At 71.2% G+C, this 18365-nt stretch carries 16 protein-coding genes and 2 pseudogenes; 5 read left to right on the forward strand and 13 right to left on the reverse strand.

What is annotated here, in order from left to right:
* Window positions 1-206: 206 nt before the first annotated feature.
* From ACMTAK_RS42605 to ACMTAK_RS42615, 3 genes and pseudogenes are all read right to left on the reverse strand, one after another.
* A complete protein-coding gene (locus ACMTAK_RS42605) occupies window positions 207-1046 on the reverse strand; it encodes a helix-turn-helix transcriptional regulator (protein WP_413811082.1) in 840 nt (279 codons plus the stop codon).
* A 200-nt stretch (window positions 1047-1246) separates the two neighbouring features.
* Entirely contained in the window at window positions 1247-1996 is a 750-nt protein-coding gene (locus tag ACMTAK_RS42610; RefSeq protein WP_413811083.1) for an SDR family oxidoreductase, read from the reverse strand.
* Between the two features lie 195 nt (window positions 1997-2191).
* Window positions 2192-2507, reverse strand: a pseudogene (locus ACMTAK_RS42615) (fused response regulator/thioredoxin-disulfide reductase); the annotation flags it as partial.
* A gap of 127 nt (window positions 2508-2634) precedes the next feature.
* On the opposite strand from ACMTAK_RS42615, the gene ACMTAK_RS42620 reads away from it, so the two are divergent.
* Window positions 2635-3231 (forward strand): TetR/AcrR family transcriptional regulator, encoded by a 597-nt coding sequence (locus ACMTAK_RS42620; protein WP_413811084.1) that lies wholly within the window; start codon window positions 2635-2637, stop codon window positions 3229-3231.
* Between the two features lie 106 nt (window positions 3232-3337).
* Entirely contained in the window at window positions 3338-4072 is a 735-nt protein-coding gene (locus ACMTAK_RS42625; RefSeq protein ID WP_413811085.1) for an NADPH-dependent F420 reductase, read from the forward strand.
* Between the two features lie 64 nt (window positions 4073-4136).
* Here the strand turns inward: ACMTAK_RS42625 and ACMTAK_RS42630 are convergent.
* The 10 genes and pseudogenes from ACMTAK_RS42630 to ACMTAK_RS42675 form a co-directional block, all read right to left on the reverse strand.
* Window positions 4137-4409 (reverse strand): annotated as a pseudogene (locus ACMTAK_RS42630) (MFS transporter); the annotation flags it as partial.
* Window positions 4410-4443: 34 nt separating this feature from the next.
* Window positions 4444-5622, reverse strand: a complete 1179-nt coding sequence (locus tag ACMTAK_RS42635; RefSeq protein WP_413811086.1) for a CoA transferase — start codon at window positions 5620-5622, stop codon at window positions 4444-4446.
* Window positions 5615-6811: an acetyl-CoA C-acetyltransferase gene (locus ACMTAK_RS42640; RefSeq protein WP_413811087.1), complete on the reverse strand. Its 1197-nt coding sequence runs from the start codon at window positions 6809-6811 to the stop codon at window positions 5615-5617. The genes ACMTAK_RS42635 and ACMTAK_RS42640 overlap by 8 nt, the downstream gene beginning before the upstream one ends.
* Window positions 6808-7629 (reverse strand): enoyl-CoA hydratase/isomerase family protein, encoded by an 822-nt coding sequence (locus ACMTAK_RS42645; RefSeq protein ID WP_413811088.1) that lies wholly within the window; start codon window positions 7627-7629, stop codon window positions 6808-6810. Before ACMTAK_RS42645 ends, ACMTAK_RS42640 begins: the two co-directional genes overlap by 4 nt.
* Window positions 7626-8555 (reverse strand): HpcH/HpaI aldolase/citrate lyase family protein, encoded by a 930-nt coding sequence (locus ACMTAK_RS42650; protein WP_413811089.1) that lies wholly within the window; start codon window positions 8553-8555, stop codon window positions 7626-7628. The genes ACMTAK_RS42645 and ACMTAK_RS42650 overlap by 4 nt, the downstream gene beginning before the upstream one ends.
* The gene (locus tag ACMTAK_RS42655) at window positions 8552-9418 is read right to left on the reverse strand and encodes an HTD2 family dehydratase (RefSeq protein ID WP_413811090.1); all 867 of its coding nucleotides are present in this window, start codon (window positions 9416-9418) and stop codon (window positions 8552-8554) included. Before ACMTAK_RS42655 ends, ACMTAK_RS42650 begins: the two co-directional genes overlap by 4 nt.
* Window positions 9415-10791, reverse strand: coding sequence for an MFS transporter (locus ACMTAK_RS42660; RefSeq protein WP_413811091.1), 1377 nt, complete (start codon window positions 10789-10791; stop codon window positions 9415-9417). The genes ACMTAK_RS42655 and ACMTAK_RS42660 overlap by 4 nt, the downstream gene beginning before the upstream one ends.
* 284 nt (window positions 10792-11075) lie before the next feature.
* Entirely contained in the window at window positions 11076-11825 is a 750-nt protein-coding gene (gene fabG, locus ACMTAK_RS42665; protein ID WP_413811092.1) for a 3-oxoacyl-ACP reductase FabG, read from the reverse strand.
* A gap of 26 nt (window positions 11826-11851) precedes the next feature.
* Window positions 11852-12709, reverse strand: a complete 858-nt coding sequence (locus ACMTAK_RS42670; protein WP_413811093.1) for a MaoC family dehydratase — start codon at window positions 12707-12709, stop codon at window positions 11852-11854.
* On the reverse strand, window positions 12706-14844 hold the full coding sequence (locus tag ACMTAK_RS42675) for an acetate--CoA ligase family protein (RefSeq protein ID WP_413811094.1): 2139 nt from the start codon (window positions 14842-14844) through the stop codon (window positions 12706-12708). The genes ACMTAK_RS42670 and ACMTAK_RS42675 overlap by 4 nt, the downstream gene beginning before the upstream one ends.
* A 104-nt stretch (window positions 14845-14948) precedes the next feature.
* Between ACMTAK_RS42675 and ACMTAK_RS42680 the strand changes: the two genes are divergently transcribed.
* The 3 genes from ACMTAK_RS42680 to ACMTAK_RS42690 all read left to right on the forward strand — a co-directional run bounded on the left by ACMTAK_RS42680 (window position 14949) and on the right by ACMTAK_RS42690 (window position 18310).
* Window positions 14949-15869 (forward strand): LysR family transcriptional regulator, encoded by a 921-nt coding sequence (locus ACMTAK_RS42680; protein WP_413811095.1) that lies wholly within the window; start codon window positions 14949-14951, stop codon window positions 15867-15869.
* 192 nt (window positions 15870-16061) lie between these two features.
* Window positions 16062-17672, forward strand: coding sequence for a flavin monoamine oxidase family protein (locus tag ACMTAK_RS42685; RefSeq protein ID WP_413811096.1), 1611 nt, complete (start codon window positions 16062-16064; stop codon window positions 17670-17672).
* Window positions 17669-18310 (forward strand): Rid family hydrolase, encoded by a 642-nt coding sequence (locus ACMTAK_RS42690; RefSeq protein ID WP_413811097.1) that lies wholly within the window; start codon window positions 17669-17671, stop codon window positions 18308-18310. Before ACMTAK_RS42685 ends, ACMTAK_RS42690 begins: the two co-directional genes overlap by 4 nt.
* Window positions 18311-18365 lie beyond the last annotated feature (55 nt).

Raw genomic sequence — 18365 nt, forward strand, 5'->3', positions numbered from 1 at the left:
ATTGCGGCAGAAGTCGCCGTCCTGGAAGGTCCGGACGCAGAAGGCCCCGTTGTCAGATTTCGACGAGGTCAGTATGTGACGTCGTCGATCCTGGTGTCGATGTTTCAGGCTCACCGCGGGGGTGCGCCCGAGGCAAGCGTCACGACGACCTGGTCCGGCGGCTGACTCGCGGAGCCGAGCCCGGACCCGTCCCCCGGTCCAGGACGTCAGGGGGTGAGCCGCTGGTGCCCGATGACGGAGAGCAGTCCGAGCTTGCTGTGGCTCTCCGTACCGGGGCGAGTGGTCAGCACCACCAGGGTCTGGGCGCGGTTCTCGGTGAACAGGACCTGGGCGTCGACGTCGATGCGACCGAGTTCGGGATGGAGGATGATCTTGCAGTCGTCGTAGCGCTGGGCGACCTCCTGAAGTTCCCACATGCGGACGAACTCGGGGCTGCGTTCCTGGAGCTCGGCGAGGATCCGGGCGGCTCGGGGGGTGTCGCTGCCGGCCGTCAGCGCGGCCCGCAGGCGTGCTGCCTGGGCGCGGCCGTGGCGTTCGCGTGCCTCTTCGGGAACCATCAGACGCTCCGCCGGGTCCATGAACCAGCGGTAGTAGCCGCTGCGGGCCAGACCGGTGTGGCGGGTCTGGTCGCCGAGCAGCGCGACGGCCAGCGGGTTCATCGCGAGAGTGTCGACCAGGTCGGTCTGCACCAGGGCCGGGGAGTCGTCCAGGCGGTCCAGGACCCGCATCAGCGTCGGGCTGACATGTTCGGAGCGCTGGAAGCGGGCCGGGGCGTTGTGGCCGATGAGGACGAAGAGATGGTCGCGTTCGTCCAGGGTCAGCCGCAGCGCCCGGGCGAGAGCCGTGGTGATCTGGACGGAGGGCTGCGGAGCACGCTGCTGTTCCAGCCGGGCGTAGTAGTCGGTGGACATGCCGGCGAGCTGCGCGACCTCCTCGCGGCGCAGCCCCTGCGTACGCCTGCGCGCCCCGTCGACCAGGCCGACGTCGCGGGGGCGCAGCGTCTCACGCCGGCGGCGCAGGAATGCCGCCAGGTCCTTCTTGTCCATGCCTCCATCCTCGTCGCATCCCGCCCGACTATCCAGAGACCGCCGATCCATGGCTGAGCACTCCTCTCCCGCCCGCCTGAAGCCGCTCATGGGGCCGACGGCGAGGGCGCTCGCGGCGAGACCACCCGATGATCACTCGACCCGCATGACCCGCTGGGACACTCGCCGCCCGTCGGCGGCGCTCGGGACGGAGCCGGTCGTCAGAAGCTGCTGAGCATGGCGAGGACGTTGTCGTAGGAGCCGTTGGCCTCCGCGTCGCGCATGATCCTGGCGCGCTCGACGACAAGTTCCTTCGCGTCGGGCTTCTGGCGCAGCAGATCGAGGGTCTCGGTGAGGAAGTCGTCCAACGGCATGGCGTGGTCGTCGTCCTGCTGGCCCAGCAGGGTCGTGCGCACGCCTGGCGGGACCACCTCGATCACCTGGACGCCGGCGTCAGCACCGGCGAGCTGGATGCGCAGGCTCTCGGAGAAGGAGTGCAGCGCGGCCTTGGTCGCGCTGTAGGCCGGGGTGCTCGGGAACGGTACGAACGCCAGCGCGGAGGTGACGTTCATGACGGCCGCGTCGTCCTTGCCCACCAGCAGCGGCAGGAAGGCGTACGTCATCCGGATCGTGCCGAGCAGATTGGTCGCGACGTGATCCTCGGCGACCTGGAGTCCGGCCGGGTCGAGGAGGTTCTCCCACTGCATGATGCCGGCGTTGTTGACCAGGACGTTCAGCTCCGGGCGGCTCGCTGCCACGGTCTCACGGGCCCGGGCAATCGAGTCGGGGTCCGCGACATCGAGGACGAGCGCGTCGATGCCCGGGTGCTCGGCCGTGATCTCGTCCAGGAGTTCCTTGCGCCGGCCGGCGACGATCACCTTGTTGCCGGCCTCGTGCAGACGCAGGGCCAGGCCAAGCCCGATGCCCGAGGTTCCGCCGGTGATCAGAATCGTGTTGCCGGTCATCTTCATGGGGTCGCGCTCCTTCGTTACGGCGGGCCGATGAGCGCCCGCGGCCTCGACCGTAGGGGCGCCCGCGCAGGGGCGGGAGGGGAAGGTTTATCCATGGATCGGCGGTTCCTGGCTGTACCCGCGTGGACCCGGCCGGCTCCAGTGCCACCACTTCCCGGGTGCTGAGAATCTCCGTGCCGACCTTCACCCGCCTGGTGCCGGGCCGACCACGAGGTCGTAGAGCTCGGCGGCGGGCGCGGTGCTCAAGCCCGACATGGGCGGCGAGCTCCGCCTCTGTCGGTCGGACCAAGGCCGTCCCGTCGGCGGTGACCACCAGCGGCACCTGGGTGGCTGTGAGCCCGGCGGCGGCGAGCAGCCGACCCCTCCGGCCCGTCGGCCGGCAGCCGGCGACAGGGCGCGAGGCTCCCGGGTGAGAATGTCCCGCACTGCGAAGGAGATGCTCCTCCGGCGGGTTCCACGGCTTGAGGAGACAGTGGTCGAGGTCGACCACGTTGATGGCGTCGATCACCGCACCTCCTGACCGGGAAGCCGCGGAGCGGAGTGTGGTCGAGTTGACCGGATGCTGCCTCCGTTTTACGCTGGCGCCAATACGGAGGCAGTGTTCGTTTCGCTGAGCCGGCGGGGAACGGGGAGTACGCATGGATGTCGATGGCCGGCACGGGCGCAAGCCGCGTGCGGACGTCATGCGCAACCGGGCCGCCCTCCTGGAAGCGGCGCAGCGCCACTTCCTGCGGTACGGCGTAGGTACGTCGCTGGAGGCGGTCGCCAAGGAGGCCGGGGTCGGGCCTGCGACGCTGTACCGGCACTTCCCGACCCGGGAGGCGCTGCTGGCGGCGGTGCTGCAGACGCGTTCGGACGAGTTGCTCGCCCGCCGGGCGGAGATCGCCCGGGTCGGCGACGCGGCCGAGGGGCTGCGGCAGTGGCTGCGCGCGTTGGAGGAGTACTTCAGCGCCTTCAGTGGGCTGCCGGAACCGCTGATGGCCGCGGCGAAGGCACAGGAGCCGGGCAATCCGCTGACTCTGCCCTGCGACATCCTCATCGCCACGACGGACGAGTACGTGAGGGCCGCCCAGCACGCGGGGTGCGCACGGCCCTCGGTGACGGGGTTCGATCTGTTCCTTGCCGCGTGTTCCGTCGCCTGGCTGATGGGCACCGGAGCTACCGACGAAGAATCGCTCGGCCGCCTGCGCGACCTCATCGAAAGCGGATACCGCCGACCCGGCGAAGCGGAGTAGGCCACCGGGCCGGGAAACCCCGCAGGCGCTCGCGTCCTGCCAACTCAGCCGTCCATCGCGTCGTCCCTCTCCATGGGGAACGGCGCACCCTTCAGAAGGACAAATCGTGAAACTTGGCATTATCGGAACAGGCCCGGTCGGGGCATCACTGGCGCGCACGTTCAGCGCCGGCGGGCACGACGTCCAGGTGGCGAACTCGCGGGGCCCGGAAACAGTGGAGGCCACGGTGGTGGAGTTCGGGGCGCGGGCGGTGACCGCGGAGGACGCTGTCCAGGGCAAGGACGTGATCATCTTGTCCGTCCCCTTCGCGCGCATCCCGGACGTGGCCGGACTCTTCGCCTCCGTGCCGGCCGAGACCGTGGTCATCGACACTTCCAACTACTTCCCCCACCTCAGCGGCCCCATCGACGCGGTGGAGAAGGGCCAGGTGGAGAGTCTGTGGGTGGCCGAGCAGCTGGGGCGGCCCGTCGTCAAGGCGTGGAACGCCGCCCTGGCAGGCACCTTGCAGACCAAGGGTGTACCGGCGGGAACCCCGGGCCGCATCGCGCTCCCCGTCGCAGCCGACTCCGAGGAGGCGCGGCGCGTGGGCATGCGGCTGGTGGACGAGAGCGGCTTCGACCCCTTCGACACCGGTGTGCTGGCTGACTCCTGGCGTCAGCAGCCGATGACGCCCGCCTACTGCACCGAGCTGAGCCGGGAGGACCTGGGACCGGCCCTGGAACGGGCGGACAAGGCCGAGGCCCCGCGTAACCGGGACCGCCAGATGGAGCGCTTCGCCGCCCTCACCTCGGCGCCCACGCTGGATGAGGCCGTCGAGCTCAACCGCTCCCTCCACCGCTGACGCACCTGTCACTGCCGCCGCGCGGGGAGACCATCATCATCGCGAGGCCCATGGAGGCGATGCCGACGGCGATCGCGGCCATGGCCACCGCGCCGATGGCGGCGGCGCCGAAGAACAGCCAGTGCCAGTCGACGTTCCGGGCGACGAGCGCGGCCAGCGGTATGGCGAGCGCGCCGCCGACGCCGAGGGAGCTGCTCATCAGCGCCCTCGCCGATCGGTGCCGCTTGGGCGGCAGCTCGTCCCGCATGATGCTGATGCCGAGCGGGACGGCGCCCAACGCGAAGCCCTGCACGGCGCGGCTCACGACCATCGGCATGAGGTCCGAGGTGAACCCGCAGCGGTCCTTCCATGCCGGGCCCCTGCCCCGTCCGTCAGCCGTTGACCGGCTGCGGGATGGAGCCGTGGAGGCTACCGGTGTCCGCACCGAGCCGGGGTGCCGGAGCGGCCGCCGGCGCCGGGTCACCGGAGAACATCAGCGGTGAGCCGGGAGCCAGCAACCTGCCGATCCCCGGCTGCTCGATGCGGGAGAAGAGTGGGTTCTGCGTCGAGCAGCGCGGGTCCTCCTCGACCAGCTGCCGGAACGTCTGGTACGGGCCCCACAGCACGCCGGTGCCTTGCAACGTCGCGCGCAGTTCGGCCAGTGTCCTGGCGGCGAACCAGGGTTCGAGCACGGCGGCGATGGCGTGCCGGGCGGTGTACCGGCCGCCTTCCGTCGTGAGGTCGACGCCCATCAGGGGGCCGGTCATCTCCAGCTTCTCGGTGAGTCCGGTGGCCCGGCCCAGGGCGCGGAACTGGCGGGTGGTGATGGCCACGACCATCACCGAGCGCCCGTCGGCGGTGGTGAAGTCCCGTCCGAAGGCGCCGTAGAGGCTGTTGCCGATCGGTTCCCGGGAGACGCCGTTGATCTGTACGTCCGCGAGGTAGCCGAGGTTGCCGACGGTGGCGAGCATGACGTCGGACAGGGCGAGTGTGACCTCCTGGCCCTGTCCGGTCGCCTGCCGCCTGCGCTCGGCGGCCAGCAGACCCACGGTCAGGTAGAGGCCGGCGGCCACGTCCCAGGCCGGGAGCACGTGGTTGACCGGCTCGGGGCCGGTGCCCGTCGCGTGCGGGAAGCCGCTGGCGCAGTTGACGGAGTAGTCCACGGCGGGGGAGCCGTCGTGGTCGCCCAGCAGCCGCATCATGATCAGGTCGGGCCGCCGCGCGGACAGGTGCTCGTAGCCGAGCCAGCCCCGGGCGGGCAGATTGGTGATCAGGATGCCCGCACCGTCGCCGTCCGCGCAGATGATGTCGGCGGCCGCGCGCTGCCCCTCGGGGGTGTCCAGCGGCAGGGTGACCGACCGTTTGCCTTTGTTGAGGCTGGCCCAGTAGAGGCTCTCGCCGTGTGCGGTTTCCGGCCAGCGGTGGTAGTCGATGTTTCCGCCGAGCGGGTCGATGCGGATCACTTCGGCGCCCAGCTGGGCCAGTGTCATGGAGGCCAGCGGGGCTGCGACGAAGGCCGAGACCTCCACGACGCGCAGCCCGGCCAGTGGACCGCGGCGTTCCTCAGGCACGTTCGAAGACGGCTGCAATGCCCTGGCCTCCTCCGATGCATATGGTCTCCAGCCCGAACCGGGCGTCGCGTCGTTCCAGTTCGTGCAGCAGTGTGGTCATGATGCGTACGCCCGTCGCGCCGACCGGGTGGCCGAGTGAGATTCCGGAGCCGTTGACGTTGACCCGCTCGGTGTCGTCGATGCCCCACTCCTTGAGGACCGCGAGCACTTGGCAGGCGAACGCCTCGTTCACCTCGATGAGGTCCATGTCCGCCAGGGTCAGGCCGAGGCGTTTGAGGAGCCGGGCGGTGGCGGGTACGGGGCCGATGCCCATGCGGGAGGGCTCGCAGCCGGCCGCCGCCCAGCCGCTCAGATACGCGATGGGGGTCAGGCCCAGCCGCTCGACCTGGTCCTCGGCGATGACCAGGCACGCCGCGGCGGCGTCGTTCTGCTGGCAGGCGTTGCCCGGTGTGACGGTCCCGCCGGGCTCGACCGGGCGCAGCCGCGCCAGTTTCTCCGCCGTGGTGTCCGGACGCATCCCCTCGTCGCGGGTGACCGCCACGGGGTCGCCCTTGCGCTGGGGCACTGTCACCGGCACGACCTCGCGTGCGAAGGCGCCCGACTCCCAGGCCGCCGCCGCACGTCGCTGGCTGCGGAGGGCGTAGGCGTCGGCCTGCTCGCGGGTGATCCCGTAGTCCCGGGCCAGGTTCTCGGCGGTCTCGATCATGCCGGAGATCTCCCCGAACCGCTCCACCGGCTGAGCGCGTTCGCGTCCCCGGTCGAGCCGGTCGTGGAAGACGGTGGAGCCGAAGCGTCCGCCCCAGCGCATGTCGGTGGTGTAGTACTCGACGTTGCTCATGCTCTCGACGCCGCCCGCCATGACGACCTGGGCCGCTCCGGACTGCACCATCATCGCGGCCGTGGCGATGGCCTGGAGCCCGCCACCGCAGCGCCGGTCCAGCTGCAGCCCGGCGACCTCGACCGGGAATCCGGCCTCCAGGGCGATCCAGCGGCCGACGCACGGGGTCTCGCTGCTGGCGTAGGACTGTGCGAAGACCACGTCCTCGATCAGGGCCGGGTCGATACCGGCGCGCTCGACCACCGCCTTGGCGACGGTGGCGCCCAGCTTCTCGACGGGCACCGGGCGCAGGCTGCCGCCGAAGGCGCCGATGGGGGTACGGACGGGGGTGACGATGGCCGCACGGGTCATGCGGGGGTCTCCTTCCTCTTGGTGCTCTTGGAGGCGGCGGTCCGGAAGTCGGGGGCACGCTTGGCGAGGAACGCCTGGACGCCCTCGGCACTCTCGGCGGAGGTGAACGCCTCGTCGCTGGCCTCCAGCGAACGCTCGATCAGCTCCTCCTCGGTGAGGTCGTACGCGGCGTCGATCACCGACTTGCACAGCGCCATCGACCGGGGCGGGCGGTGGAGCAGCACCTCCGCCAGTTCCAGCGCGGCGGCGTGCGCCCCGCCGCGCGGCGCGACCCGGTTGACCAGGCCCCAGGCGAGCGCCGTCGCCGCGTCCACCGGCTCGCCCAGCAGCTGCATCTCCTTGGCGCGCCCGGCCCCGATGCGTCGGGCGACCCGGAACGTGCCGCCGCTGCCGGGGAAGACGCCGAGTGTGATCTCCGGCGAGCCGATGCGGATGTGTTCCTCGGCGACGATGAGGTCGCAGCAGACCGCGATCTCCAGGCCGCCGCCGAGGGTGTGCCCGTTCAGCGCGGCGATCGTCGGCTTCGGGAAGGACGCCAGCCGTGCGAACAGCTCCTGCTGCGGACGGAGTTTCTTCGCCACCGCTTCACCCGGCGCCCGCATCGGGGCGAACTCGACGATGTCCGAGCCCGCGCAGAACGCCCGGTCCCCGTCGCCGGTGAGCACCACCACGCCGATGGACGGGTCTCCCTCCACGGCGTCCAGCGCCTCGGCCAGGCCGTGGGTCATGGCCGCGTTCCACACATGCAGTGGCGGGTTGTCGAAGACGATGGTCGCCACCCGGTCCGATATCCGCAGGCGGACGTGTGCGCCGCTCACCGGTCACCTCCATGGTCGGTCGTTACTGCGTCTCCCGTGGCGGCCGCCGGGGACAGAGAGGAGAGAAGGGTGCGCGCGCGGCGCAGGACGGGCGCGTCGACCATCAGGCCGTCGACCCGGATGACACCTGGGCCGCCCCCATCGCCGCTGCCGCCGGCGGCGTCCCACGCCTCGGTCACCCGGCGCGCCCAGGCGATTTCCGCGTCGTCGGGCGCGTACGCGGCGTTGACCGCCGCGACCTGCGTCGGGTGGACGCACAGGGCGCCGGTGACGCCCAGTTCCCGCGTCTGCCGGGCAGCGTGTGCCAGCGCCTCGGGCCGGTCCAGGACGGCCAGGGACAGCGGCAGCGCGAAGGAGCCGATTCCGGCGGCCGAGGAGGCCAGCGCGATCCAGCGGCATGGTTCGGTCAGCACGGAAGGCGTGGGCGCCACGCCCAGAGCCGAGGCGAAGTCCTCACTGCCCAGCGCCAGTGCGCGGACCCGCGGCGCCGCCGCCAGTGCGGTCAGCGCGAACAGCGCGGCCGGGGACTCGACCAGCGCGATCAGCCCGACCGAGCCATCGGGCAGCCCGCGTTCCCGCTCCAGTGAGTCGAGGCAGGCGGCCACCTCGGCCAGCTGTTCGGGACGCTCGCTCTTGGGCAGCATCACCGCCCGCAGGCCGGGACGGACCGCGGCCCGCAGGTCCCTCTCCCAGTCCTTGCGCACCGTGCCTGTCCGCACCACCAGGTACTGGCCCTCGGCGGTCAGCCGGTCGACGTGGGCGGGCAGGCCCCGCCGCGCCGACTCCTTGCCCGATTCCGGGACGGCGTCCTCCAGATCGAGAATCAGCCCGTCCGCGCCGCGCAGATGCGCCCTGGACAGCAGCCGCTCGTCGTCGGCCGGGACGAACAGCAGCGACCGCGGGCCCCCGGTGTCGTGTGCGCTCATGCGGCGTCCACCTCCGCGCTCATCACGGTCCGCCCCCGGTCGTCGGCGGCGTACAGGGACGCGCCGGTCGCGGTCGGTGTGCCGTGCAGGGTCAGCTCCCGGCCGTCGAAGGCCGGGCGCAGGCCGCGGAACCGGAAACCGGTGACACGCGCGGCCGGCCGCTCCCGTACGTAGAGGTCCATCAGCAGTGTCGCCGTCAGCGGTCCTTGCACGACCAGCCCGGGGTAGCCCTCCTCCCGCTGGGCGTAGGCGCGGTCGTAATGGATGCGGTGCCCGTTGAAGGTCAGCGCCGAATAGCGGAACAGCAGGACCGGATCCGGGACGAGGGCGCGCTGCCACGCACCGGGCGCCGGAGGCTCCTCCTCCGGCCGCTCCCGCGCGTCCCCGGAGGCCGCCGGGGCCTGGCCGGGGGCGGCGCGGTAGACGATGTCCTGCCGCTCGGTGAGGACGCGGTCGCCGTCCTGGCGCAACTCGTGGTCGACGGTGACGAAGACCAGCGGCCCGCTGCGCCCCTCACGCTCGCGTATGTTCGCGATCACCGAGGTCCGGTGCACCGGGACACCGGTACGCAGCGGCGCGGAGAACCGCAGGTCGCCGCCGGCCCACATCCGGCGGGGGAGCCGGACGGGCGGCAGGAAGGCGCCGCGCCGGGGATGCCCGTCGGGGCCGAGATCGCTCTGCGGGGTGCGAGGCAGGAAGCAGAGCCAGTGCGCGAGGGGCGGCGGGGTGGCCTCCGGGCTGTCCGGGCTGTCCGGGGCACGGTCCAGGACGCCGGTCAGCCCGCGGGCGGTGTCCGCGCTCAGTGTGTCCTCGGCTTCCTCGCTGCGGCCGATCCAGGAGACGTACTCACTTGGCGCGGTCACGGGGCGGCCTCCTTCAGCCGGATGCGTTCGATACGGCCGACGACCAGCAGGAAGGACAGTGCCGCGGCGAGGCCGGAGGCGCCGACGAAGTACAGCGCGCCGTCGAAGGATCCGGTGACATCGACGACGTAGCCGATGATGACCGGGGTGGTGATGCCGGCCAGATTGGCCAGGGCGTTGAACAGACCACCGGAGAGCCCCGCGGCCTCCTTCGGGGAGGTGTCCGAGAGGACGGTCCAGCCGAGGCTGCCCAGTCCCTTGCCGAAGAACGCGATCGCCATCAGGACGATGACCACGGTCTTGGTCGAGGTCCAGGCGCACGCGATGATGCAGGTGGAGAGAGCCAGTCCGACGACGATCGGGAGCTTGCGGGCCGCGGTCACCGACATGCCCCGGCGCAGCAGCCCGTCGGAGAGCAGACCGCCCAGGATGCCGCCGATGAAGCCGAACAGCGCCGGGATGGACGCGGTGAAGCCCGCCTCCAGCAGCGGCATGCCGAGTTCCTTGATGAGGTAGATCGGGAACCACGTGAGGAAGAAGTAGACGAGTGTGGCGATGAAGAACTGGCCCAGGTAGAGGCCGATCATCATCCGGCTGCTGAGGAGTTGCCGGACCACGGACCAGGTGTTGACGCCGGCCCTGGTGCCGATCGAGGAGGCCTCCTCGATGTCGACGAGCGCGCCGCCCTCGACGAGGTGGTCCAGCTCTGCCTGGTTGACGCCCCGGTGCTCACGGGGCTGGCGGTAGGCCACCCACCACCAGACGCTGAGGACGAGGCCCACTCCGCCCATCACGAAGTACGCCGAGGGCCAGCCCCAGCCATGGGTGAGCCACGCCATGAACGGGGTGAAGACGACCGGCGCCGCGTACTGCGAGGAGTTGAAGATCGCCGAGGCGGTGGCCCGTTCGGCCGTGGGGAACCAGGTTGCCACGACCCGGCCGTTGGTGGGGTAGGCCGGGCCCTCGGCCAGGCCCACCGCGAGCCGCAGGACGAACAGCGCGACCATCGCCGAGGCGATGCCGAACAGCGGGACGAAGCCCTGGAGCAGGGTGGTCAGGGACCACACGAAGATGCTGCCCGCGTACACCTTGCGGGCGCCCCACTTGTCCACGATCCAGCCGCCGGGCAGCTGGGCCAGCATGTAGGCCCAGGAGAAGGCGGAGAACAGATAGCCGAGCGTGACATCGCTGATGCCGATGTCGCTCTGGATCTCCGTACCGGTGATCGACAGGATGGCGCGGTCGGCGTTGTTGAGGGTGGAGACCATGAAGAGCAGCGCGACGATCAGGAAGCGTGCTCTGCTGCGGCGGGGGGACGGTGATGAGCCGGCGGGGCGTACCGCCCCGGCGACTGCTTCACGGGAAGCGGACATGGGATATCTCCATTGACATCATGGGCAAGCTTGGGGAGCGCGGCGCGTGCGTCGTCGGCAGGCCGAAGTGGTGACACTCACGGATGTGCGGGGCGGGCACGCGGTGCGCCCGGTGCGGGGCGGCCCGGGGGTTGTGGGGTCGCCGGGGGCGGCCGGAGCGGTGCGGCCGCGGGTGGGCCTTCGGGCGGGATCGTCCGCCGTACGGCCGGAGAGTGGGCCGGGAGAGGAGTGCGACGTTGGCCACCGTGGGGGCGGCGGGCCTGGTGCGGGCTGAGCCGGACCGGTCAGCCGAAGCGGCCGCCGGTCACGTGCAGGGTCTCGCCGGTGATGAACGACGCTCGCTCGGAGGCGAGGAACGCCACCGCGTCCGCGATGTCCTCCGGCTGCCCGGTGCGGCGCAGCGGCTGGGCGGCGACGGCCCTCTCCCGGATCTTCTCGTAGTGGTCCAGGGAGCGGACGGCCTCGGTCTCCATGAAGCCCGGGGCGACGGCGTTGACGGTGATGCCGTAGCGCCCCTGCTCCGCGGCGAGCGCGCGGGTGAAGCCGAGGATCCCGGCCTTGGCGCTGGAGTAGTTCGCCTGGCCCGGGTTGCCCAGGTAGCTGCGCGAGGAGATGTTGACCACCCGTCCCCAGCGCCGCTCGATCAGCTGTGGCATGACGGCCCGGGTGACCAGGAACGATCCCTTGAGGATCACCTCGATCACCGAGTCCCAGTCGGTGTCCGTCATCCTCGTGAGCAGTGTGTCGCGGGGGAAGCCGGCGTTGTTGACGAGGATGTGCACCCCGCCGAACTCCTCGGTGGCGGCGGCCACCAGGGCCTCGACGTCCGTGCCCGAGGTGATGTCCGCCCGGACGGCGATCGCGCGGTGGCCGAGTCCGGCCAGCTCCTTGGCGGTCGCCTCCGCGCCCTGCCCGTCGATGTCGGTGACGACGACGCGGGCGCCCTCCTGTGCCAGGCGGCGGGCGGTCGCGGCGCCGAGGCCCCGGGCGGAGCCGGTGACGATCGCGGTCTTGTGGTTGAGTTCCAGATCCATGAAGCGGCTCCAGTGCGTCAGTCGGGTCAGATCAGGTCGGCGCGGCCGGCGTCCAGGACGACCGCGCCGCGTTCGACCGCGGTGGTGCGGAAGGACACGACATCGCCGTCGGTCCAGGACTCGGTCCGCAGCGTCTCCCCGGGATGGACGGGGGCGGAGAAGCGGACCCGCAGCCGGTACAGCCTGGACTCGTCCCAGTCCAGGGCCCCGGCCAGCAGGGCGTGCACGGCCATGCCGAAGGTGCACAGTCCGTGCAGGATGGGCCGTTCGAACCCGGCCGCCCGCGCGGTCACGGGGTCGGCGTGCACCGGGTTGGTGTCGCCATTGAGCCGGTAGAGCAGTGCTGCCTGCGGCAGGGTCGGCAGATCGCGCACCGCGTCCGGGGCCCGGTCGGGCATCCGGTGCGGCGGGGGAGCGGGGTCCGTCGTGCTGCCGCAGCCGCCGTCCCCGCGCAACAGGCTGACCTGGCCCACCTCGGCCAGGAGCCGTCCGCTGCCGGCGTCCAGGACCTGCCGCGTCTGGTAGAGCAGCGCGCCCTTGTCCACACCCTTGTCCACGATGCCGGTGACGCGGGTGTGGCCCACGACGTCGCCCTCGGGTGCCGGCGGGGTGTGCAGCGTCAACGACTGCTCGACGTGCAGCAGCCGCCGCCAGTCGATGCCGGTGTCCGGTTCGCGGGCCCAGAAGCCGGGGTAGCCGAGCACGTTCGGCATGGTGGGGAAGGCGCGCTGGCCCTCCTCGTAGACGTAACCCAGCTGACGGGCGTCCAGTGGATCGGCGCCGAGCCCGAGGCTCAGGGCGTACAGGCGCGAGTCCCGGGCGGTGTAGCGCTGCCGGACCGGCGCGAACTCCCGCCGCATCAGCCTGTGCGGGTCCATCGTCATGACGTCTCCTCGCATGGCACCACCAGGGCGTCCAGCGCCAGCACACCCTGGCCGGCCTCGCGGACGATCACCGGGTTCAGCTCCAGCGTCCCGATCCGGTCGGCGTTGGCGACGGCGAACGCGGAGACGGTGACCAGCAGGTCGGCGAGGGCGTCCACATCGGCCTCGGGCAGCCCCCGGAAGCCGGTCAGCAGGGCGTGTCCGCGGGTCTCGGCGATCATCCGCAACGCCTCGTCCCGGCTGACGGCGCCGACCCGGGTGGCGACGTCGCGGAACAGCTCGGCCTGCACCCCTCCGGTTCCGAACATCACCACCGGTCCGAAGACCGGGTCGCGCCGCGCGCCCACGATCACCTCGGCCCCACGCGGCGCCGTCCGCGCCACGAGCACCCCCTCCACCCGGGCGTCGGGCCGGGCCGCGGCGGCGCGAGCGGTCAGCGCGGTGAACTGTGCCGCGGCGGCGTCCGCGTCCGCGACGCCGAGTACCACGCCACCGATCTCCGTCTTGTGCGGGATGTCGGGCGAGACGATCTTCATGACGGCCGGGAAGCCGATCCGGGTAGCGGCCTCGGCGGCCTCCGCGGCCGACGTCACCACCCGGGACGCGGGGAACGGCACGCCCGCCGAGGCCAGCAACTCCTGCGCCGCGGACTCGGACAGCGGTCCGCCCGGCAGCTCGCGGCGCAGTGCGTCCGTCCCGCCGGGGAGCCCGCCGGGTGCGGGCAGCGGGCGTTCGAAGCCCTCCCGCAGCCGGGCGAGCCCGTCGAGCGCGGCGACGGCCCGCTCGGAGTCGTCGAAGACGAGGAAGCCGGCGTCCTCGTAGGACCGCACGACTTCGGGGCGCGCCTCCATGCACAGGACGGTCGGCCGGTCCATGAAGTCGGAGGTGCCCTTGCGGATGGCTTCCTTGATGCCCTCGCCGTAGGTGGGGGAGTCCGGCAGCATCGTGAACGAGCCGATCACACTGTCGTAGTCACCCTGGGCATACATGACCCCGAAGGTGTCGGTGATCAGGCTCATGTCGTTGAGCCAGCCCGCGGTGGTGTCGCAGGGATTGTCGTCGCTGCCCATCGGATTGATCGCGCGCAGCCGGGCGCGGGCCTCCTCGGGCAGCCCGGCGACATCGAGCCCGTACCGCTCGGCGGCATCGCACAGCTGCACGCCGAAGCCGCCGGACACGGTGACGATGCCCACCCGGCGTCCGGCCGGCAGCACGCCCCGGCTGCACGCGTAGGCCAGGTCGACCTGCTCCTGGGTGGTCCGGGCGCGGTGCACGCCGTACTGGCGGAAGATCGCGTCGTAGACGGCGTCGCTGCCCACCAGTGAGGCGGTGTGCGACTGCGCGGCGGTGGCGCCGACGCTGGAGGAGCCGACCTTCATGAAGACCACCGGCTTGCGCCGCTCGTGCGCCACCGCCAGCGCGGTGCGCAGCCGCCCGGCGTCCCGTACCCCCTCGGCGTAGGCGAGGATCACCGAGACGTCGTCCTGCATGGCGAGCCAGTGGACGCACTCGGCGACGTCGGTGCCCGCCTCGTTGCCGGTGGACACCCAATAGCCGATGTCCATGTTGCGGCGGCGGCACAGATAGGCCAGGTGCCCACCATAGGCACCGCTCTGACTGACCACGGCGACGTTGCCCCCGGTGGGGATCTCCTCGTCGAAGGCGCTGCTGAAGGTGCCGATGAAACCGCTGGCCGCGTGCAGGAGCCCCAGACAGTTGGGACCGAACAGCCGCAGATTCCCGCGCCGCGCGATCTCGGCGAGCTCTTCCTGGAGCGCCTGGCCGTCCTCGCTCGTCTCCGCGAAGCCGGCGGCGTAGATGACCGCCGCGCCCACGCCCTTGGCCACGCAGTCCGTGACCGCCTGCTTGAGGAGACCCGAGGACAGGCCGATCAGCGCCATGTCCGGGACCTCGGGCACGGCGTCCAGCGACGGATAGGCGTCCAGCCCCTGCACCGTCGCCCGCTTGTGGTTGACCGGGTAGACGGCGCCCTGATAGCCGGCGCGGCGCAGGTAGTGCAGTGCCCGGCCGGAGATCCGGCTGGGGTCGTCCGAGGCGCCGATCACGGCGACCGAACGCGGGCGGAATGCCTGCTCGAAGCCCACGGGTTCGGGCGTGGAAGGCACGGCTGACATGGGGCGGCTCCCTTGGTGCTCTGTCAGTGCGTGTGGTGCGAGTCACCCTGCCGATCCCGTTACGGCCATACAATCCCCAAGCGGAATTCGCCAAGTCTTGATACATGCGAGGTATCACCATGGAGCTGCGGCAGCTCAGGCACTTCCTGGAGGTGGCGGAAACCCTCAACTTCCGTACGGCGGCCGAGCGTCTGCACATGACACAGCCCCCGCTGTCGGTCTCCATCCGAAAGCTGGAGGAGGAGATCGGTGCCAGGCTCTTCCTGCGTTCCACTCACAGTGTCGAGCTGACCTCGGCCGGTGAGGCCGCCCTGGAGCACGCCCGTGCCGTCGTCTTCCATTCGACGGAACTGGCCCGGGTCGCGGAGTCCACGGCAGCGGGGGCCACCGGCAACCTGCGTGTGGGCTTCGTCGGCTCCGCGAAGAACCGGCTGCTGCCCCTGCTGCTCCCCGCCTTCCGCCGGACCTATCCGGGCGTGGCCCTGAAGTTCACCGAGGACACCAATACCGGCCTCATCGACTCCCTGGAACGTCACACGCTGGACGTGTGCATCGTCCGCGTCCCCCTCACCCGGCGCAGCGATCTCCAGTACGTCACCGTCGAGGCCGACCGCTTCGTCCTCGCGCTGCCCACCGGGCACCCCTTCACCCGCCAGAAGCGGATCACCCTCAAGGACATCGCGGACGAGCCGTTCATCGACTACACCCAGCACGCCATTCCCGGCCTGCACGCCCTGTCCACGATGCTGTTCCAGGAGGCCGGGGTGACGCCGAAGGTGGCGCAGGAAGCAGTGCAGGTCGAGACGGTCCTCTTTCTGGTCGGCAGCGGGATGGGCGTCGCCCTCGTCCCCTCCAGCGCCGCACGCAAGGGCCGCGACGGCGTGGAGTTCCGGGAGCTGATCACCTCGGGTCCCCAGCCGCCACTGGGCCTCGCGGTCGCCTGGAACCCGCGCTACCAGAGCCAGGCCGGGATCCGGTTCCGCGAACTGGCCGAAGAAGTAGGCGCGTCCCCGCCCGGTCCCTGAGCCCTTCCCCCTGGTTCGCGGCGCACGGCTCGAAACCGGTTACGTCAGTGGTATGGCGTTGTAACAGTCGCGGCGGAGGCTCATGGCGCACCTCCGGTCTCCTCAGTAACTCGCACCCCCCACGTGACCGGGTTGACCGAACGACCGCTCCCCGGCCGGCGCGCGCCCCGGGGTGCGGATGAGGAGGAATTGATGGCTGCAGAGCAGTCCCCGGCATCCCGTCGCAACTTCCTGAGATCCGTCGGCGTCGCGGGTGGCGCCGGAGTGCTGTACTCGGCGATGGGCGCACTCGGGCTCGCCCCGGTGCCGGACGTGCGGGCGGATGAGTACCGGGCGCCCCAGCGAAGCGACTTCGCGCTCACCGGGCGCGGCGGCAAGCAGGTGCTCGTGCTCGGCGGCGGCATAGCCGGCCTGGCGACGGCGTACGAGCTGGGCAAAGCCGGTTACGACTGCCGGATCCTGGAGGCGAAGGACCGCCCCGGGGGCCGCAACTGGACGGTCCGCGGCGGCACGATGCTGACCGACCTCGACGGGCGTACGCAGACGGCGTCGTTCACCAAGGGCCAGTACATGAACGCCGGCCCGGCCCGTCTGCCGCAGTCCCACGTCACTCTTGAGTACTGCCGCGAACTCGGCGTCGAACTACAGGTGTTCACCAACCAGAACGCCAACGCGTACATCTACCACGAGAGCAGTGCCGCCCTCGCGGGCAAGCCCATGCGCTGGCGCACGGCGAAGGCCGATGTCTACGGCTACATCTCCGAGCTGCTCGCCAAGGCCACCGACCACGGCGCCCTGGACGCGCAGCTCACCGCGCAGGACAAGGAACGACTGATCGCGTTCCTGCAGAGCTTCGGCGCTATCAAGGGCAAAGCCGACGGCTACGCCTACACCGGCACCGACCGGCGAGGCTACTCCGTCGAGCCGGGCGCGGCCTTCGAGGACGGCACGGTCCTTGGCCCGGTGCCGACGCTGTCGGACGTCATCGCCAGCGGCGTGGGGCAGCGCTTCGCCTTCGAACTCGGCTACGACCAGGCCATGCTGATGTTCCAGCCGGTGGGCGGCATGGACGCGATCCCGTACGCCCTGGCCAAGGCGATCGGCCAGAACCGCATCACCTATGGCGCCCAGGTGCTGGAGGTCAAGGACCTGCCGGATGGTGCCGAGGTCACGTACAAGAGCGACGACGGCCGTACCCGCACCCAGCGCGCCGACTTCGTTGTCGCGGCCATGCCGCCGATGGTCATGGCCCGCCTCAAGCACAACCTGGGGACCGACATCACCGCGGCGCTGAAGGACGCCGTCCCGACCCCCGTCGGCAAGATCGGGCTCGAGTACCGCAGCCGATGGTGGGAGACGGACGAGCATGTCTACGGTGGCATCACGCCGACCGACACCGACTTGGCCACCATCTGGTACCCCTCCTACGGCTACCAGGGCCGCCGCGGCACACTCATCGGCTACTACAACTCCGGTGCCGACGCCGTCGCGTACGGCGATCTGCCGCACGCCCAGCGCCTTGCGCGGGCGGTGAGCCGGGGCGTGAAGATCCACGGCGACAAGTACCGCACCGAACTCGATCACTCCTTCAGCGTGGCCTGGCACCGCACGCCTCATATCGAGGCCGGCTGGGTGGGCTGGCCCTCGCAGACCGGTCCCGAGTACAAGCTGCTCAACCAGCCCGCGGGGCATGTCTACTTCGCCGGCGACTGGCTCAGCCATGTCATCGCCTGGCAGCACGGCGCGTTCACCTCGGCCCGCAAGGTCGTGACCGACATCCACGAAAGGGTGATGGCCGCATGAAGCGACGTACGAAGGTGGTGATCGGTACGGCCTTGACCGCCGCGCTCCTCACCGGCGGCACCGCGCTCGCCGAGGGCAAGGGCTGGTGGCCCGGGCCCAGAGAGGTCCGCGTCATGCTGCCCGAGGGCCAGTCCAACCCGGCCATCGCCACGGGAGTGGCGACCGGCGGTGAGGCGGCGATCTACCAGAGCAGCGGCCTTGGCCCGACCGCGCTCAACCCGTCCGCGCCGGCCGGCTCACCCGAGCTCTACACCGACCCGGCCCTCATTCAGGGCGCCACGGGAGTCACGGTCACCGAGGCCCAGGCACTGGTCGTCCTGCGCAACATCAAGGCCAACCTCGAAGCGGCGGGCCTGACCCTGGCCGACGTCATCACCATGAAGTGCTACCTGATGAAACCGCCCGGCGCCGAGACCGCCGACTACGCGGGATGGAACCGCGCGTACCGCCAGTACTTCGCCAACATCGACCTCACCTCGAAGGCGGTCGTCCCGGTCCCGATGGGCACCTCCGCCCCCAAGGCACCGCTGGTCGCCAACAAGGCCCGTCCCGCGCGCGCCACGATGGAGGTCGCGTCGCTGGCCGCCAAGGGCTGGCTGGTGGAGGTCGAGGTCACCGCCGCGTACAAGGCGCGCTGACGGGCGCAGACCCGCGGGGCAACCGCAGCGAGGGGCCGGGCCCGTAACCGGGCCC

Origin of the sequence: Streptomyces lacaronensis (assembly GCF_047337785.1) — a bacterium.
Classification (GTDB): Bacteria; Actinomycetota; Actinomycetes; order Streptomycetales; family Streptomycetaceae; genus Streptomyces; species Streptomyces lycopersici.

What these genes read in the sequence shown, in the direction of transcription:
- ACMTAK_RS42640 (WP_413811087.1), bottom strand. Translation starts at nt 6,811, where the DNA reads ATGACCCGTGCGGCCATCGTCACCCCCGTCCGTACCCCCATCGGCGCC.
- ACMTAK_RS42685 (WP_413811096.1), top strand. Translation starts at nt 16,062, where the DNA reads ATGGCTGCAGAGCAGTCCCCGGCATCCCGTCGCAACTTCCTGAGATCC.
- ACMTAK_RS42610 (WP_413811083.1), bottom strand. Translation starts at nt 1,996, where the DNA reads ATGAAGATGACCGGCAACACGATTCTGATCACCGGCGGAACCTCGGGC.
- ACMTAK_RS42670 (WP_413811093.1), bottom strand. Translation starts at nt 12,709, where the DNA reads ATGACGATGGACCCGCACAGGCTGATGCGGCGGGAGTTCGCGCCGGTC.
- ACMTAK_RS42650 (WP_413811089.1), bottom strand. Translation starts at nt 8,555, where the DNA reads ATGAGCGCACACGACACCGGGGGCCCGCGGTCGCTGCTGTTCGTCCCG.
- ACMTAK_RS42690 (WP_413811097.1), top strand. Translation starts at nt 17,669, where the DNA reads ATGAAGCGACGTACGAAGGTGGTGATCGGTACGGCCTTGACCGCCGCG.
- ACMTAK_RS42605 (WP_413811082.1), bottom strand. Translation starts at nt 1,046, where the DNA reads ATGGACAAGAAGGACCTGGCGGCATTCCTGCGCCGCCGGCGTGAGACG.
- ACMTAK_RS42660 (WP_413811091.1), bottom strand. Translation starts at nt 10,791, where the DNA reads ATGTCCGCTTCCCGTGAAGCAGTCGCCGGGGCGGTACGCCCCGCCGGC.
- ACMTAK_RS42620 (WP_413811084.1), top strand. Translation starts at nt 2,635, where the DNA reads ATGGATGTCGATGGCCGGCACGGGCGCAAGCCGCGTGCGGACGTCATG.
- ACMTAK_RS42680 (WP_413811095.1), top strand. Translation starts at nt 14,949, where the DNA reads ATGCGAGGTATCACCATGGAGCTGCGGCAGCTCAGGCACTTCCTGGAG.
- fabG (WP_413811092.1), bottom strand. Translation starts at nt 11,825, where the DNA reads ATGGATCTGGAACTCAACCACAAGACCGCGATCGTCACCGGCTCCGCC.
- ACMTAK_RS42675 (WP_413811094.1), bottom strand. Translation starts at nt 14,844, where the DNA reads ATGTCAGCCGTGCCTTCCACGCCCGAACCCGTGGGCTTCGAGCAGGCA.